Origin of the sequence: Noviherbaspirillum aerium (genome assembly GCF_008929045.1) — a bacterium.
Taxonomy (GTDB): Bacteria; Pseudomonadota; Gammaproteobacteria; order Burkholderiales; family Burkholderiaceae_D; genus Noviherbaspirillum; species Noviherbaspirillum aerium.
The window spans coordinates 72,714-89,501 of the sequence record NZ_VFAH01000011.1 but is presented as its reverse complement, the minus strand read 5'-3'; the positions used below and the strand labels follow the sequence as shown (position 1 = coordinate 89,501).

Here is a 16,788-nt window from a genome sequence, read left to right as displayed (position 1 = left end):
ACGTTTACGTAAACGTAAGCCAAGGGCATTGTAGCCAATTTTTTGCCTGAAAAGCAAAAGGCGGCCGCAGCCGCCTTTTCAAGCAGACCAGCTCAGGGTTTCTGGCCCGAAGTGCGTTGCGCCGGGATTCCAGGCGCAGGCGCTGCTGCGGGAGAACCCGCGGCCGGCGCTGACTTCATCGACACAGCGTCGGGAAAGGTGAATTCCCTGCCCGCTGTTTGCGGTCCGACGGCCGGCAGCAGCGGCACCATCAGCAGGGCAACGATATTGATGATCTTGATCAGCGGATTGACGGCCGGACCGGCGGTGTCCTTGTAGGGATCGCCGACGGTGTCTCCGGTGACGGCTGCCTTGTGGGAGTCGGACCCCTTGCCGCCGTGATGACCATCCTCGATGTATTTCTTGGCATTGTCCCAGGCGCCGCCGCCGGTGGTCATCGAGATGGCAACGAACAGTCCGGTGATGATCGTACCCATCAACAAGCCGCCCAGCGCGGCCGGGCCGAGAAGCAGCCCCACTGCGATCGGGACCACCACGGGCAGCAGCGACGGCAGGATCATTTCCTTGATCGCCGAGGCGGTGAGCATATCGACCGCCTTGTCGTACTCGGGCTTGCCGCTGCCATCCATGATGCCCTTGATGTCGCGGAACTGGCGTCGCACTTCGACGACCACCGCGCCGGCGGCCCGCCCTACCGCCTCCATCGCCATGGCGCCGAACAGGTAGGGAATGAGGCCGCCGATGAAGAGACCGACGATCACCATCGGATTCGACAGATCGAAGGATGTGCTCTTGCCGACCGAGTCGAGCGCATGGGTGTAATCGGCGAACAGGACCAGCGCAGCCAGGCCGGCCGACCCGATCGCATATCCCTTGGTAACCGCCTTGGTGGTATTGCCGACCGCATCCAGCGGATCGGTAATGGCGCGCACCGATTCGGGCATGTCGGCCATTTCCGCGATCCCGCCCGCATTGTCGGTGATGGGACCGTAGGCATCCAGGGCAACGATGATGCCGGCCATCGACAGCATGGCGGTCGCGGCAATGGCGACGCCGTACAGGCCGGCGAGCCAGTAAGTCGCGAGGATGGCGGCGCAGACGGCCAGCACCGGATAGGCGGTGGCTTTCATGGAGACGCCCAAGCCGGCGATGATGTTGGTGCCATGTCCGGTGGTCGAAGCTTCGGCGATATGGCGAACCGGCTTGTAGTCGGTACCGGTGTAGTACTCGGTGATATAGACCATCAGCGCCGTGAGGACGATGCCGACCACGGCGGACCCCATCATCGGCACCCGCATCGGTTCGGGCATCAGCCACCAGGTCACCAGGGCGAAGCCGATCAGCGACAGGCCGGCGGCCCACCACAGCCCGGTATAAAGCGCCGACATGATCTTCTTGCCGGGCTTGGCCTTGACCATCGAGCAGCCCACGATGGATGCCGGGATGGACACCGCCGCCAGCAGCAGCGGATACAGCACCGCCTGGCTTTCCGCGCCCTTGATCATCAATGCACCCAGCAGCATTGTCGCAATCAGCGTGACCACATAGGTCTCGAACAGATCGGCGGCCATGCCGGCGCAGTCGCCGACATTGTCGCCGACGTTGTCGGCAATGACCGCGGGATTGCGGGGATCGTCTTCGGGAATGCCGGCTTCGACCTTGCCGACCAGGTCCGCTCCGACATCCGCGCCCTTGGTGAAGATCCCGCCGCCAAGGCGCGCGAAGATGGAAATCAGGGACGCGCCGAATCCGAGGCCGATCAGCGGCTTGATGACATCATGCGCGTTGGTCACGTCGCCTCCCGCGCTCGCCAGGTACCAGTAAAACAGCGCGACGCCAAGCAGGCCAAGTCCGGCCACCAGCATGCCGGTAATCGCCCCGCCGCGGAATGCCACATTGAGCGCTTCGTTCATGCCGGTAACAGCCGCCTGGGCCGTTCGCACGTTGGCCCGCACGGAGACATTCATGCCAATAAAGCCGCAGGCGCCGGACAATACCGCGCCGACGAGGAAGCCGATGGCGGTTTTCATGCCCAGGCCGGGAAGGATGGCAATCAGGATGAAGAGAATGACGCCGACAACGGCGATGGTCCGGTATTGTCGGCCGAGATATGCCGCTGCTCCTTGCTGGACGGCGAGCGAGATTTCCTGCATTCGAGCATTGCCGGCATTCTGCTTAAGAATCCAACTGCGCGACACCAGACCGTAGACGACGGCGAGCACGCCGCACACTACGGCAAACCATAAACCTGTTGCCATAACGACTCCTCCATGTTGTTGTCGACAAAGTTAAAACAACGACGATGTTCCGGAGGACTGGACGACACTCATGCTGCCGTATCGGTATCTGCTGGCATCCGCTGCCTATGTGCCTGGGTCCTTCGGCTACTACGCACTGCAAAACTTTTTACACAACTGGTTGAAGCTCATCGCATCGGCAATCGCTGTGTTGCAAGCTCTTGCCTCTCAGATTTGTTCCGGTGTAGTTGGATCTGTTTTCCATGTCTCGACACCCATGCGCTCACGCTCACCAACATGGTCATCGAAATGCACTTTCCAGTTTTGGTTCGCGGGTTTGAATTAGGTTCATCCCGCAAAAACAAAAAAGCGGACACATGGTCCGCTTTTCCTTATTCAGCCAAGGCTGCGAAAGCCCTGTCCCGTATCGTTTCCACCGGTCCGACACCTTCGATCTTCCGATACCTCGGCGCTCCCGGCTGGCCGGAAGCAGCCCACTTGTTGTAGTAGTCGACCAGCACCTCAGTCTGTTCGTGATAAACAGCGAGACGCTTGCGTACCGTGTCTTCCTTGTCGTCATCGCGCTGGATCAGTTCTTCGCCGGTGACGTCATCCTTGCCTTCCACCTTGGGCGGATTGAAAGCCACATGATAGGTGCGGCCGGAAGACTGATGTACGCGGCGTCCGCTCATGCGCTCGATGATTGCCGAATCCGGCACGTCGATCTCGAGCACATAGTCGATGGCGACGCCAGCCTCTTTCATCGCATCTGCCTGAGGAATGGTGCGCGGGAAGCCGTCGAACAGATAGCCGTTGGCACAATCCGGCTGCTTCAGGCGATCCTTGACCAGACCGATGATGATGTCGTCGGAAACCAGTCCGCCGGCATCCATGACCTTCTTGGCTTCAATCCCCAGCGGCGTTCCCGCCTTCACCGCAGCGCGCAGCATGTCGCCGGTTGAAATTTGCGGAATATTGAATTTTTCCTTGATGAAATTCGCTTGAGTGCCTTTACCGGCACCAGGCGCTCCGAGAAGGATAAGACGCATGACATTTTCCTAGACTGGTTTTAAATTTTTTGCAATGCGGGATAAATTTCCCGTATGGGCGTGTTTGTATCACGCCAACTTTTCATGAAACTTACCACAGAATCTTGCCTGAACGGCAGGCGCCATTGGGATTTCTTCTATTTTTCTTGACCAAAATGCGTTCTGACGCGCGCCAGGTCTTCCGGCGTATCTACTCCGGCAGCGGGAGCCCTGTCGGTAACATGGACCGCAATCGGAAAACCGTGCCAGAGCACCCTGAGTTGTTCGAGTGCTTCGATCTGTTCGAGCGGTGAAATCTCGAGGCGCGGGTAAGCCTGCAGGAAGGCATTGCTGTAGGCATACAGCCCGATATGGCGCAGCGGCTGGTAGCCGTTCGGCAGCAGATCCGTGGATTGTGCAAAGCCGTCGCGGTGCCAGGGAATCGTGGCGCGCGAAAAATACAGCGCCCTGCCCGCCTTGTCGAGCACGACCTTGACGATGTTGGGATTGAACGCATCAGCCGCCGAATGAATGGCGTGAGCCGCCGTTGCCATTGGCGTATCCGAACGGATCAGGGCGGCGGTCGCCGCCACCAGTCCGGGATCGATCAGCGGTTCGTCACCCTGCACGTTGACGATCACAGCCTCGTCCGGCAATGCCAGCGCGGCAGCGACTTCGGCGATGCGGTCCGTTCCGGACGGATGATCGGCACGCGTCATATGGACATCGATGCCATGCTCGCGGCAGGCAGCCGCGATGTCTGGATGGTCGGTCGCCACCGCCACCTGCGTTGCGCCGGACAGGGCAGCCCGCTCGGCAACCCGCACCACCATGGGTTTGCCTCCGAGATCGGCAAGCGGTTTATTGGGCAGGCGCGTCGACGCCAGTCGCGCAGGGATGATGACGGTAAACGACATGATGCGATTCCAGTGACGGGACGGAGCGATGACGAATAACGCCGATGGCGCTCCGCCGGTGAATTGGGCTGCTGTCAGGCGGTGGGAGACGAGGCCGGCGCATTGAGATCGCGCGCTTCGTCCGCCCACATGATAGGAATGCCGTCACGGATCGGATAAGCAAGCTTGTCCGGGTTGCAGATCAGTTCCTGCGCGGTCTTGTCGTATTCAAGAGGCCCCTTGCACAGCGGGCAAACCAGGATTTCAAGCAGTCGGGCGTCCACGACATTTCTCCACTATTCGTTCGGCCAGCACGCGGTCGATGCGTGCCGTCACGGGTACGACCCACAGGCGCGGGTCATTCTTCAGCATATCAATTTGCGTACATTTTACTGCATCCTTCTCCGTGATCAGGATGATATCGGCTTCGATGCCTGCGAAGGGGTTGCCGGCGAAGTCGTAATGATCCGGCAAGGCAAGGGTCTTCGCCCGTACGCCGGCTTTTTCCAGCATGGCGAAAAATCTTGCCGGGTTGCCAATCCCCGCTGCCGCCCAGATGCGGGATGCAGGCAAGGAGGACAGCGCCATGGTCTGCGTGCGATCGCACAAGCGCTCGGCGAGATCACCGGCGAGCAGCATGCGATATGCAGGTTGGGCTATCGCCCCGGGAAGTGCCGGCGCATTGACGACCGTAAAATCACGGCGGCGCGAGGCGGGTTCACGCAAGGGTCCGGCGGGAAGCGTCCAGCCATTGCCATCGCCGCGTTCGTCGCACAGCACGATCTCAACATCCCTCTGCAGGGCGTAATGCTGAAGACCGTCATCGGAGATGATGATATCGACTTCGGGATTGCTGGCCAGCAGCGCCGCTGCCGCCTCCACGCGGTTGCGCCCGACCATGACCGGGCATTGCGTCCGGGCGGCGATGAGTACCGGTTCGTCGCCGACTTCCGCGGGAGCCGAAGCGCCGGTCACCGCGGTGGGCCGTTCATGCCGGCTGCCGTAGCCGCGCGAAATGACGCCCGGCATCAAACCGGCACGCCTGAACTCCTGCACAAGCCAGATCGTCAGGGGCGTTTTTCCAGTGCCGCCGATGAAGATGTTGCCGACGATGACCACGGGCACCCGCAGCCGGGTGCTCTTCAGTATGCCCAAACGGAAAAGCAGGCGGCGGGTTCCAACCAGCACGCGAAACAGCAGCGATAGCGGCAGCAGCGCGCAGGCCAGAAGCCCGCGCCGCTGCCATGCCTGCAGCAATACTGCCTCGGCACGCCTCATTTCTTGCCGCTGGACTGCGCGGCAAACGTGACTTTGGCAAAGCCGGCCATACGCGCGGCTTCCAGCACATTGATCACGAGCTGGTGGGCCGCAGTGGCGTCGGCATTGATGATGATGACCGGATCTTGCTTCGCCTGTCCGCCGGCTCCGGCCGCCGCCTTGAGCTCTTCGGCCAGTCCGCCGGCATCGCGTACCGCGATCTGCCTGTTGTCGATGGCATAACGCCCCTGGGCGTCGATGCCCACATTGATTTCCTGCGGCTGTTCCAGCGCTTTTTCGGCATCGGCCGTTGGCAGCGTGATCTGCAGCGCGGTAAATTTGCTGTAGGTGGTGGTCACCATCAGAAAGATGAGAATGACGAGCAGAACGTCAATGAAGGGAATCAGGTTGATGTCCGGATCTTCCCTGCCCTTGCCCTTGCGAAAGTTCATGATGACGACCTATTTCCGGTTGCTGTGGACGCTGTCGACGAATTTCACGGCCTGCTGCTCCATGTCGACGATGAAACTGTCAACCAGTGCACGAAAATGGCGATAGAACACCAGAGTAGGCATGGCGATCGCGAGGCCGAACCCGGTGTTGTACAGGGCTATGGAAATACCATGCGCGAGCTGTGCCGGATTGGTGCCGGTAGCATTCTGCGATCCGAAGATTTCGATCATGCCGACGACCGTGCCGAACAGGCCCATCAGCGGCGCCAGGGTTGCGATCGTGCCAAGCGTGGTCAGGAAGCGCTCGAGCTCATGAGCGGTGCCGCGCCCTGCTTCCTCGATCGACTCCTTCATGACTTCGCGCGGCGCATCGACGTTGCGCAGCCCGGCCGCCAGTACGCGCCCGAGCGGAGAGTTCTGTTCCAGATTGGTGACTACGTCGGACCCGACCTTGCCGTTCTGGTACACCCGGATCACTTCATTGAGCAGGTTCGGCGGAAGGATGCGATTGCGTCGCAGGTACAATAAGCGCTCGATGATCAGGGCCAGCCCGATGACGGATGCGATCAGCAGCGGCCAGATGGGCCAGCCGGCGGCTTGGATAATGGCGAGCAAAACAGGCTCCTTGGTTCATTTCAGACGGATGCAGAATGTATCGTGTTGGGACGCTGCGATCAAGCAGGCATGTCGCCCGAAAGTGCTCGCTAGCCCCGCCCGCATCCTGTGGATAACTTTGTGGGAAAGTCTGTGGGAATCGGCGAAAGCGCTTGATTCATAAGGCTTTTCTTTTGCTCCAGAGTAACAAGCGAAAAAACGACTCACTTTTTAAATCAATGACTTATATCAAGCCAAAGTTGATTGTAACCAACTGTGACAGTGAGCGGACACTATCGCCCGTCTGTGGACAGCTCCTTGGCAGGAGGTCGAATGTCGATCGAAAATCTTAATGAAAATGCACTGACGTCTGCCCCTGCCCAGCCTGCGGTAATGACGGTGTCCGCCTTGAACCAGTCGGTAGCCCGCATGCTGGAACGAAATTTTCCGCTGGCCTGGGTTTCCGGCGAGATATCCAATTTCACCCGCGCCGCGTCAGGCCACTGGTATTTCACGCTCAAGGATGATGCCGCCCAGGTGCGTGCGGTCATGTTCCGCGGCCGCGCGCAATATGCCGGATTCACGCCGCGCGAAGGCGACAAGGTCGAGGTGCGCGCACTGGTGACGCTGTACGCTCCGCGCGGCGATTACCAGTTGAACGTGGAGGCGATTCGACGCGCCGGGATCGGCAACCTCTACGAGGCCTTCTTGCGCTTGAAGGAACAGCTGACCGCCGAAGGACTGTTCGACCCGGCGCGCAAGCGGCCGCTTGCCTTGTTTGCCCGCACCGTCGGCATCGTGACCAGTCCGCAGGCGGCGGCGCTGCGCGACATCCTCACCACCCTGCGCCGCCGGGCACCGCATGTGCGGGTGATCCTCTATCCCACGCCGGTGCAGGGCGAAGGCGCGGGCGCAAAGATCGCCCAGGCGATCGCCACCGCATCCGCCCGCGCCGAGGTCGATACCCTGCTGGTCTGCCGCGGCGGAGGCAGCATCGAGGATCTGTGGTCATTCAATGAGGAAGCGGTGGCGCGGGCAATTGCCGCCTGCTCCATGCCGGTCATTTCCGGCGTCGGCCATGAAACCGACTTCACCATCGCCGACTTCGCGGCCGATCTGCGTGCGCCCACGCCGACCGCGGCGGCGGAAATGGCGGCAGCGCCCCGCGCTGACTGGCTGGGCATGCTCGAATCCCATGCCGACGACCTGACGCGGGCATTGCGCCGGCAACTGGCCGACACGCACCAGACGCTGGACTGGCTGGCGCGGCGGCTGGTCAGCCCCTCCTCCTACATTGCCCATGAACGCCTGAAACTGCAGTCCCTGCAGACCCGGCTTGCGCATGCCACGCGCACGCCCCTGAACCAGGCGCGGTTTGCAGTGAACCAGTTGCACCTGCGGCTTCACGCGCGGCTGCCGCAGACCGCTGCCGCCCGGGCAAGGCTGGCGGACAATGCCCGCCGGCTTTCGACGACAATGTCAACGGCCGCCGCGCAGCGCCGCCAGGCGCTCGCCGCGCTTTCCGCACAACTCGAACTGCTCAATCCGCAACGGACGCTGGAACGCGGCTATGCCATGGTCACTGACGCCAAGGGCAGGCTGATCCGGTCGCCCAGGGATATACGGCCGCGCGAAGTCGTCACCGTGCGTCTCGCCGACGGTGCGGCGGAAGTCGGCATTGCCAGCGTGCAGCCGACGCTGGACTGAATGACGATATTGCTTCCCGCATAGTCGATATTCGCCGGCAATGACAGCATGCCGGTTCCCCGTGTTTATTGGCGTTGGATCAAAACGCGCCTTCATGCAGGCTTGCCGCATCCGACATACAATTGAGCTCTTTCAAAAACAACATCAACCGCCCGAAAACAGAAAGGAAGCCACATGGAACATACCCTGCCACCTTTGCCTTACGCGATGGACGCACTGCAGCCGCACATCTCCAAGGAAACGCTGGAGTACCACTATGGCAAGCATCACCAGACTTACGTGACCAACCTGAACAACCTGATCAAGGGCACCGAGTACGAGAACGCATCGCTGGAAGACATCATCAAGAAGTCGTCGGGCGGCGTATTCAACAACTCCGCGCAGGTCTGGAACCACACCTTCTTCTGGAACTGCATGAAGCCGAACGGCGGCGGCGCACCGACCGGCGCGCTGGCGGACGCCATCAATGCCAAGTACGGCTCCTTCGACAAGTTCAAGGAAGAATTCACCAAGTCCTGCGTGACCAACTTCGGTTCCGGCTGGACCTGGCTGGTCAAGAAGGCTGACGGCTCCGTCGACATCGCCAACACGTCCAACGCCGGCACGCCGCTGACCAGCGCTGACAAGCCGCTGCTGACCTGCGACGTCTGGGAGCACGCTTACTACATCGACTACCGCAATGCCCGTCCGAAATTCGTCGAGGCATTCTGGAACGTGGTGAACTGGGATTTTGTTGCGAAGAACTTCGCCTGATCCATCAAGCAGCCGCATTCACGCAAAGCCCGCGCAAGCGGGCTTTGTTTTTGACGGCGCGGGAATAGGCTCCGGCTTCCGCGCAAAGCTGAAGGCAGTGATGACGAGCAGCGGCAATATCGCCTTGTCCGCTTTCAGCGAGGCAAGTATGTGCGGGGCCGCACTCCCTGTCCGCAGTCGCATCAAAGTTATCGGTCTCTTCAATCCGACATATCACCTGACTGCCGTCTCCATATCGAGCCCATGATGGAACAGATGTTGCAATGCTTTTATCGCAACATGAATGCGACAGCTGAGCCTCGACATGACCACCGCACTTTGTACATGTCCCGGTAAAAATTGCACATCGATAATGCTGTCATGAATAGGCATTTAAATGAGGAGCACTGCCATGACACACGACCAGACAAACCATACTCCGGATCCGACGCCGCCAGAGATACCGGTCACCCCGAATCCCTCTCCGGAAATAGCACCCTCGCAGCAGCCGGAGCCGGAAATCTCTCCGCCACTGGACCCGATCGCGCCATCCGGTCCGCAGGGACCGGAAATCCTGCCGGATGCGACGCCGCCGGAATTCCCGGGCACTATCGGGCCGGTAACGACCTGACTGGCTGAATCAGCAGCTCGCCTCAAGGAGCAGTCGACGACACGTTTTCCTGACTGCCATTACCATAGGGTTCTCCTTCGTCGTCAACCACTCCTTGAGGTCTCATGCAAACGCCGATCAATTCCTTCAAGCGCGCACTCGCCGGCCGGCAAGCCCAGATTGGCCTGTGGGTCGGCCTCGCTCATCCCTACTCCGCCGAAATCTGTGCCGGCGCCGGTTTCGACTGGCTGCTTATCGATGGAGAGCATGCGCCCAATGATGTACGCAGCCTGCTCTCCCAGCTGCAGGCAGTGGCGCCTTATGCATCGCATGCGGTCGCCCGCCCGCCGATAGGCGATACGGTATTGATCAAGCAGTACCTCGACCTCGGCGTGCAGAGCCTCCTGGTGCCGATGGTGGAGACGGCGGAACAGGCAGCGGAACTGGTACGCGCCACGCGTTACCCTCCGGAAGGCATACGCGGCGTTGGCAGCGCACTGGCGCGGGCATCCCGCTGGAACCGCATTCCGGGCTACCTCGATGAAAGCAACAACGAAATCTGCCTGCTGGTGCAGGCGGAGTCGCAGGCTGCCCTGCGCAATCTCGCCGCGATTGCCGCCGTGGATGGCGTCGATGGCGTGTTCATCGGTCCCGCCGATCTTTCCGCATCCATGGGCCATCGGGGAAATCCCTCGCATCCCGATGTCATGAAGGCGATCGACGAAGCCATCGGCACCGTGATCGCGGCCGGCAAGGCGGCGGGCATCCTCGCCACCGACCGCAGCCTTGCGCGGCGCTATCTGGATCTCGGATGCAGCTTTGTCGCCGTCGGCGTGGACGCCATCATGCTGGCGCAGGCGACCAGCGCGCTGGCTGCGCATTTCAAGGGCGGCGAACAGACCATGCCTTCGGCGCCGCGGCCGGGTTATTAGCTCAGGCTCAGCGAGGCTTTCTTGCGCGCTGCAGCCTGGCTGCATCGCGGTGAAATGCGCCAAGCTGCTTGTGCACCACCTGCTGGCCGTTTTCGATCACGAAATCCTGGAAGGCGGCGGCGACCGTCGGGATCGGCTTGTCGGTCAGATGCATCACATACCAGTCCGCCTCCACCGGGTTCTCCGCCATCGGCAGCAGGCCCACGAGGCCAGCCTCGAACTCCAGCGTGCAGGCATGCACCGACAGGAAGGCCACGCCCAGTCCCGCCACCGCCATCCGCTTGATCGCCTCGTTGCTTGACAATTCCGAGCCGATCCGCAGCGGCATGCCTGATTCCTTGAACAGCCTTTCCACCGTGGTGCGCGTTCCCGAGCCGCGTTCGCGAACCAGTAGATTCGCGTCCATGATGTCGCCGAGCGTCACGCGTCTTTTCTTCATCAAGGGATGAGCGGGGCTGGCGATAAAGGCCATCGGGTGCCGCGCGAAGCGCGACGCATTGGTCCTGAGTTCGCGCGGCGGCGTCCCCATGATGGCAAGGTCGATTTCATGCTTGGTCAGCATGCTGACGATCTCGTTGCGATTGCCTGCCTGAAGCTTGATGCGCACACCCGGCCGCTCGGTCGTGAATTGCACCAGCATCGGCGGCAGCAGGTACTCGGCCGTCGTAATGGCGCCGATGCGCAGGGTGCCGCTGATTGCGCCCTTCAATGCGGCGACTTCGTCGGTCGCCTCTTCCCATAAGCGCAGGATGCGATCGGCGAAATCGACCATGACTTCGCCGGCGGCGGTCAGCTGGATGCCGCGCCCCACCTTGCGCGTCAGCGGCGTTCCGGCGGCTTCCTCCAGCATGCGCAGCTGCAGCGACACGGCGGGCTGGGTAACGTGCAGCGCCTCCGCGGCGCGCGAAACGCTTTCGTGCCGTGCGACAAGAAGCAAGGCTTCGAGCTGCTTGAAGCTCGCTGGATTCATAAGGTATTCCTTATCAAATAGGCAGAAAAATTAATTTTTCTTTTCAATTGCTTGCCCTTATATTAACAGCCAACAGCAGAGAAAACAGGAAACGGCATGGCATTGCCGCGATGGCGGCCATCAATCAGGGACACTAAGAATGGGAATTGAATTGCTTATCCTCACGCTTGACGGCGTGATGTTTGACACCGAAGACGCGCATCGGCGCGCATGCAATATCGCTTTCAAGGCTTGCGGCACCGACCTGCGATGGAACATCGCCGACTTCCGCGCTGCTGCGGCCTCAAGCAGCGCAGCCGCGGCAATCGCAGGCGCGAACGGCGTTTCTCCGCGAGCCATGAAGTCGCTGCTTCAGGAAAAGCACAACGCCTTTCATACCCTGGTGCTCGACGGCGCGGTGAGCGCGATCGGCGAATGCATGTCCTTGGTCAAAGACGCGCTTGCCGCCGGATGCAAGCTCGCGGTCGTCACCGACCTTCCGGCACGCACGACCAACGCCTTGCTGGAACAGGCCTATGGCGATGCAGTGAATGACATGTTTTCCGTCGTCGCGAGCGGTGCTGATCTCCGGCATGCGAGCGGCAACGGCCCTTATCACCTTGCAATGCGTACCGTCGGCGTTGAGGCCGCACACACCGCCGCCATTGAAACCTCGATGTCGGGGCTCAACGCGGCGCGGGCCGCAGGGATCTGGACTTTCGCCGCGGCGATGCAGGGCGCGCAGGCCGAGCCGGTCAACCCCGGCAGCCGCAGCCGTCCTTATCTGAGGGATTGCCGGGACCTGTCCGGCGCCAAAACCACAGGGCAGCCGGACAAGGCCCGAATGCTCGGCTTCGACATGCTGTGCATGCTCAAGCAGCAGCAGCCGGAAGGCATGCCGCCATCCGGGCTCGCCATGCCGACGCGGCTTTCGGCATAACGCGTTCCGGGAATTCAGGGCGATGCACACCCCTTGTCAATTCAAGATTTCAATCAGTCTGGAGGCTAGTCATGCAAACCATTGTCATTGCAGGAGGAGGCGCCGGCGGGCTTGAGCTCGCAACGCGGTTGGGCGACAGCCTGGGCAGGCACGGCCGCGCCCGCATCATCCTCGTCGACCGTTCACCCACCCACTTCTGGAAGCCGCTGCTGCACACAGTCGCATCCGGCAAGCGCGATCCCCAGGCACATGAAGTGCAATATGCGGCGCAGGCCGCCGAACATGGCTTCGAGTTCGTCTGCGGCGAAGTGCTCGGCATGGACCGCCATCGCAAGACCATTTCGCTGGCTGCCTATCGCGGCGACAACGGCATCGAAATGCTGCCGGCTCGAACGCTCTCCTACGACAGGCTGGTCCTTGCCTTTGGCGCGGTGACCAACTTCTTCAATATTGCCGGGGCCGCCGAGCACTCGCTGACGCTGGACAGCGTCTGGGATGCGGAGCATTTCCACAAGCGTTTCCTGGCCAGCTGCATGCAGGCGGGCAGCCGGGGCGCCGCGGTCAACATCGTCATCGTCGGCGGCGGAGCCACCGGCGTCGAGCTCGCGGCCGAGCTGATCCATGCGGTGCGGGCGCTGGCCCGGTACAACGTGCATGCGCTTGATCCGGAACGGGATGTCCACATCAGCATCGTCGAACGCGGCGACCTGCTGCTGCCCCATCTCAATCCGCGCCTGTCGCGCCGGGCTGCCCGCCACCTTGCATCGCAAGGCATCACGGTGCGCACCTCCACCACCGTGGCGCGTGTCGAGCCCGACGCCGTGGTGGACGCCGAGGGAACCCGCCATCCATCCGACATGACCCTGTGGGCGGCAGGAGTCGAAGGTCCGGAAGTATGCGCCGCGATGGGGCTGGCATTGAACCGGATCAGGCAGATCATCGTGACGCCCGGCCTTCAAACGCTGGACGATCCGGATATCTTCGCCATCGGCGACTGTTCCAGTTATGTCTGTCCTTCCAAGGGCGCAGCCGTGCCGCCGCGCGCGCAGGTGGCGCACCAGCAGGCGATGTACCTGGCCGAAGTCTTGTCGGCGAAAGCGGGAAGCGAGCCGCCGCCGTTCCGGTATCGGGATTATGGCTCCCTGGTTTCCCTCGGTCCCTTCGCCGCCGTCGGCAGTCTTTTGTGCAGCAATCCGACCAGGGAAATGCTCCTTGGCGGCGTCGCGGCTCGCGTGCTGTATGGCCTGATGTACCAGAAGCATGTGATGGCCCTGCACGGCTTCCTGCGCATGGCCGCGCAGAGCCTTGCGCACTGGCTGCGCGACAAGGTGACGCCTCCGGTCAAGCTGCATTGAGCGGCGTTGCAGGGTATTGCGAGCACACGCAAACCTGAGCCGCATAAAAAAACACCGGCGTTGAATGCCGGTGTTTTTTCACTTGCTGCAAGCCGCAGCATTCCTGCACGCCCTCCCCTGCGACTCAGCTCTTCTCGCGCGCCAGCGACAGGAATTCGGTGCGCAGGCCGAGGTTGGTGCGCATTTCACCCAGCAGGGCCGAGGTCACCGTTTCTTCGCCGGGTGTCTGGATGCCCCGGCTTTCCATGCACATGTGGCGGCAGCGGATCACGACGCCCACGGACAACGGCTCGACGTGAGTCATGAGCGCTTCCGCGACCTGGATGGTCAGGCGCTCCTGCACCTGCAGGCGCTTGGCGAAACATTCGACCAGGCGGGTCAGTTTCGACAGGCCCACGATCTTTCCATTCGGGGTATAGCCGACGGTGGCGGTGCCGAAGAAAGGCGCCAGGTGATGCTCGCAATGGCTGTACACCGGGATGCCGCGCACGACGATGAGCTCATTGTATTTTTCGGCGCCATCCTCGAAGACCTTCAGGATCTCCGCCGGGTCCTGCTTGTATCCGGATGTCCAGTGCTGCCACGCCTTGTCAACGCGCTTCGGTGTTTCCAGCAAGCCCTGCCGGCTGGGATCCTCGCCGATATGGCGCAACAGTCGCTGCCAGTCTTTTTCGGAAAAGTCATGGTCATCCATTTGCGGACTCCTTATTGCTTGAAGCAGGCATTGTATCCAAGGCGGGCCGCCGGTGCTTGCCGGGATTCATCAAAATCATTCCGGATGCGGTCCGAAGGATGGCTCAGCCTGCGATTCCGTTGAATATCCGTTAACGGCACGCTGCCGGAAGTCCTTCGGAGAGCATCCGGCGCCTCGCTTGAAGAACCGGGTGAAATAGGCCGGATCGGAAAAACCGATCGCATACGACACCTCGCTGATGGTCATCGAGGTATAGACGAGGCTGCGCCTTGCCTCCAGCAGCATGCGCTCGTGGATGAGTTCCAGCGCGGACCTGTTGACCGTCTGGCGGCACAGCAGGTTGAGATGGGATGCGGTGATGCCAAGCTGTTTCGCATAGTAGCCGACCGGCCGGTGCTGCAGATAGTTGTCTTCGAGCAGCTCGCAGAAACGGGCGAAGTGCCTGGCGCTCCGGCTGGTTTCATGTTGCATGCCGGCATCCATCTGCATCGCATGGCGGGTCAGCCATACCAGGATGGCGCCCAGCAGGGATTCGATCAGCGCTTCGCGGTGTGGCGCACTTCCCCGGTATTCCGCATCAAGCGCGCCGAAGGCCATTCTGATGCAGGCGCTTTCCTGGTCGTCGCCGAGCGCATGGAGGCTGGGACTGGTCAGGGCGACCAGCCCGTCGCGCATCTGGCGGGTGAGCTTGTTGAGCAATGGATAAGCCAGCGTGACCACATGGCCCACCGTGTCCTGGGCGAATTCGAAGCCGTGAATGCAGATCTGCGGCACCATCAGCACATGGTCGCCATGCATCATCCGCTGGCGGTCATCCAGCTGGATGCGGGCGCTGCCGCGCTCAAGGTACAGGATCTGGAACAGACCGGTATGCTGATGCGGCTTGATATGCCAATTGTGCAAACGGCTGCGCGCCGCGATCGACTCGCAGTGCGCCATTTCCGGCGTCGGCCAATTGTCATGCTCGCCGTACAGCTTATACATGGGGACAGCGGCGACGGTGCTCATCCGGTTTCCTTTCAGACCGTGATCACGGCATCCGCAAGTTCTCCGCCGAATGGCCGCAAATATGCGAAAAGTACAATTTATTTCCGAAAAAGTCCATTCCCACGCAGCGCTTCCGGAACGAAGATACAACGATAGACAACAATACTTCCGGAGACTGCCATGAAGACCCAAGTCGCCATCATCGGCGCCGGCCCGTCGGGACTGCTGCTGGGACAGCTGCTGCAGCGCCAGGGCATCGATACCGTCATTCTCGAAGCGAAGTCACCCGAATACGTGCTCGGCCGCATCCGCGCCGGCGTGCTGGAACAGGGCACCGTCGAACTGATCCGGGAAGCCGGCGCCGGCGAACGCATGGACCGTGAAGGCCATGTCCACGAGGGATTCAGCCTGTCGTTCTCCGGCCGGCGCGAGCGTATCAACCTGAAGGAACTGAGCGGCGGCAAGACGGTGATGGTCTACGGCCAGACGGAAGTCACGCGCGACCTGATGGAAGCGAGGAAGGCGGCCGGCGGGGTCAGCATCTATGAAGCGCAGGACGTACAGCTGCATGACTTCGAGACCGACAAGCCGCGTGTCAGCTTCCACAAGGATGGCGAAAGGATCGAGCTGGAATGCGACTACATCGCCGGTTGCGACGGTTTCCACGGCGTGTCGCGCAAGTCCGCGCCGAAGGACAGGCTCAAGATCTTCGAGCGGGTGTATCCCTTCGGCTGGCTCGGCATCCTGTCGCGCACGCCGCCGGTGTCGCATGAACTCATTTATGCCAACCATGAGCGCGGCTTTGCGCTGTGCAGCATGCGCTCGGATGTCCTCAGCCGCTACTATGTGCAGTGCCCGCTGGACGACAAGGTCGAAGACTGGTCGGACGATCGTTTCTGGAATGAACTCAAGGCGCGCCTCCCCCAGGACGTGGCAGACACGATGGTGACGGGCCCTTCTATCGAGAAAAGCATCGCGCCGCTGCGCAGTTTCGTGGCGGAGCCGATGAAGTTCGGCCGCATGTTCCTGGTCGGCGACGCGGCGCACATCGTGCCGCCGACCGGCGCCAAAGGCCTGAACCTGGCCGCCAGCGACGTCTATACCCTGTATCACGTGCTGCGCAGGACCTATCAGGAAAACCGCACCGACCTGCTCGACAAGTATTCCGGACTCTGCCTGCGCCGCATCTGGAAAGCCGAGCGCTTCTCCTGGTGGATGACTTCGGTGCTGCACAAGCTGGGCGATGATCCTTTTGGCCAGCGCATCCAGCTGGCGGAGCTGGAGTACTACACCGGCTCGCTCGCGGGACGTACGACCATCGCCGAAAACTACGTCGGCCTGCCTTATGAGAAGGTGGAATGAGATTGCCCGCATGCCAGCCAAAACCGTGCGTTCAGCGAACAAGAAGCTGCTAAGCG

17 protein-coding genes are annotated in these 16,788 nt (G+C 61.4%); 7 read left to right on the top strand and 10 right to left on the bottom strand.

The features are described 5' to 3' along the window. Window positions 1–92: 92 nt before the first annotated feature. From FH061_RS16735 to FH061_RS16705, 7 genes are all read right to left on the bottom strand, one after another. A complete protein-coding gene (locus tag FH061_RS16735) occupies window positions 93–2,258 on the bottom strand; it encodes a sodium-translocating pyrophosphatase (protein ID WP_151636980.1) in 2,166 nt (721 codons plus the stop codon). Window positions 2,259–2,629: 371 nt separating this feature from the next. Continuing rightward, window positions 2,630–3,286, bottom strand: coding sequence for an adenylate kinase (adk, locus tag FH061_RS16730; protein WP_151636979.1), 657 nt, complete (start codon window positions 3,284–3,286; stop codon window positions 2,630–2,632). Window positions 3,287–3,423: 137 nt separating this feature from the next. After that, on the bottom strand, window positions 3,424–4,182 hold the full coding sequence (kdsB, locus tag FH061_RS16725; RefSeq protein ID WP_151636978.1) for a 3-deoxy-manno-octulosonate cytidylyltransferase: 759 nt from the start codon (window positions 4,180–4,182) through the stop codon (window positions 3,424–3,426). 74 nt (window positions 4,183–4,256) lie between these two features. Then, window positions 4,257–4,445: a Trm112 family protein gene (locus tag FH061_RS16720; protein ID WP_151636977.1), complete on the bottom strand. Its 189-nt coding sequence runs from the start codon at window positions 4,443–4,445 to the stop codon at window positions 4,257–4,259. After that, window positions 4,426–5,439, bottom strand: coding sequence for a tetraacyldisaccharide 4'-kinase (gene lpxK, locus FH061_RS16715; protein ID WP_151636976.1), 1,014 nt, complete (start codon window positions 5,437–5,439; stop codon window positions 4,426–4,428). The genes FH061_RS16720 and lpxK overlap by 20 nt, the downstream gene beginning before the upstream one ends. Continuing rightward, complete coding sequence (locus FH061_RS16710; protein WP_151636975.1) at window positions 5,436–5,870, bottom strand: ExbD/TolR family protein; 435 nt, start codon at window positions 5,868–5,870, stop codon at window positions 5,436–5,438. The genes lpxK and FH061_RS16710 overlap by 4 nt, the downstream gene beginning before the upstream one ends. A 9-nt stretch (window positions 5,871–5,879) precedes the next feature. Continuing rightward, window positions 5,880–6,485, bottom strand: coding sequence for a MotA/TolQ/ExbB proton channel family protein (locus FH061_RS16705; protein ID WP_151636974.1), 606 nt, complete (start codon window positions 6,483–6,485; stop codon window positions 5,880–5,882). A 312-nt stretch (window positions 6,486–6,797) separates the two neighbouring features. Between FH061_RS16705 and xseA the strand changes: the two genes are divergently transcribed. From xseA to hpaI, 4 genes are all read left to right on the top strand, one after another. Beyond that, the gene (xseA, locus tag FH061_RS16700) at window positions 6,798–8,171 is read left to right on the top strand and encodes an exodeoxyribonuclease VII large subunit (RefSeq protein ID WP_151636973.1); all 1,374 of its coding nucleotides are present in this window, start codon (window positions 6,798–6,800) and stop codon (window positions 8,169–8,171) included. A 174-nt stretch (window positions 8,172–8,345) separates the two neighbouring features. Further along, window positions 8,346–8,924, top strand: a complete 579-nt coding sequence (locus FH061_RS16695) for a superoxide dismutase (RefSeq protein WP_151636972.1) — start codon at window positions 8,346–8,348, stop codon at window positions 8,922–8,924. Between the two features lie 391 nt (window positions 8,925–9,315). Then, window positions 9,316–9,534, top strand: coding sequence for a hypothetical protein (locus FH061_RS16690; protein ID WP_151636971.1), 219 nt, complete (start codon window positions 9,316–9,318; stop codon window positions 9,532–9,534). A 104-nt stretch (window positions 9,535–9,638) separates the two neighbouring features. Continuing rightward, window positions 9,639–10,445, top strand: coding sequence for a 4-hydroxy-2-oxoheptanedioate aldolase (gene hpaI / locus FH061_RS16685; protein WP_151636970.1), 807 nt, complete (start codon window positions 9,639–9,641; stop codon window positions 10,443–10,445). A 7-nt stretch (window positions 10,446–10,452) separates the two neighbouring features. Here the strand turns inward: hpaI and FH061_RS16680 are convergent, their stop codons facing one another. After that, window positions 10,453–11,415, bottom strand: a complete 963-nt coding sequence (locus tag FH061_RS16680) for a LysR family transcriptional regulator (RefSeq protein ID WP_151636969.1) — start codon at window positions 11,413–11,415, stop codon at window positions 10,453–10,455. A gap of 139 nt (window positions 11,416–11,554) precedes the next feature. On the opposite strand from FH061_RS16680, the gene FH061_RS16675 reads away from it, so the two are divergent. Both FH061_RS16675 and FH061_RS16670 read left to right on the top strand, forming a co-directional pair. Beyond that, window positions 11,555–12,334 (top strand): HAD family hydrolase, encoded by a 780-nt coding sequence (locus FH061_RS16675; protein WP_151636968.1) that lies wholly within the window; start codon window positions 11,555–11,557, stop codon window positions 12,332–12,334. A 71-nt stretch (window positions 12,335–12,405) separates the two neighbouring features. Beyond that, window positions 12,406–13,689: an NAD(P)/FAD-dependent oxidoreductase gene (locus FH061_RS16670; RefSeq protein ID WP_151636967.1), complete on the top strand. Its 1,284-nt coding sequence runs from the start codon at window positions 12,406–12,408 to the stop codon at window positions 13,687–13,689. A gap of 124 nt (window positions 13,690–13,813) precedes the next feature. Here the strand turns inward: FH061_RS16670 and folE are convergent, their stop codons facing one another. Both folE and FH061_RS16660 read right to left on the bottom strand, forming a co-directional pair. Continuing rightward, window positions 13,814–14,383, bottom strand: coding sequence for a GTP cyclohydrolase I FolE (folE, locus tag FH061_RS16665; protein WP_151636966.1), 570 nt, complete (start codon window positions 14,381–14,383; stop codon window positions 13,814–13,816). A 75-nt stretch (window positions 14,384–14,458) separates the two neighbouring features. After that, window positions 14,459–15,391 carry a helix-turn-helix domain-containing protein gene (locus FH061_RS16660; protein ID WP_151636965.1) on the bottom strand — a complete coding sequence of 311 codons (933 nt, stop codon included), beginning with the start codon at window positions 15,389–15,391 and terminating at the stop codon, window positions 14,459–14,461. Between the two features lie 159 nt (window positions 15,392–15,550). Between FH061_RS16660 and pobA the strand changes: the two genes are divergently transcribed. Beyond that, window positions 15,551–16,732: a 4-hydroxybenzoate 3-monooxygenase gene (gene pobA, locus FH061_RS16655; RefSeq protein WP_151636964.1), complete on the top strand. Its 1,182-nt coding sequence runs from the start codon at window positions 15,551–15,553 to the stop codon at window positions 16,730–16,732. Window positions 16,733–16,788 lie beyond the last annotated feature (56 nt).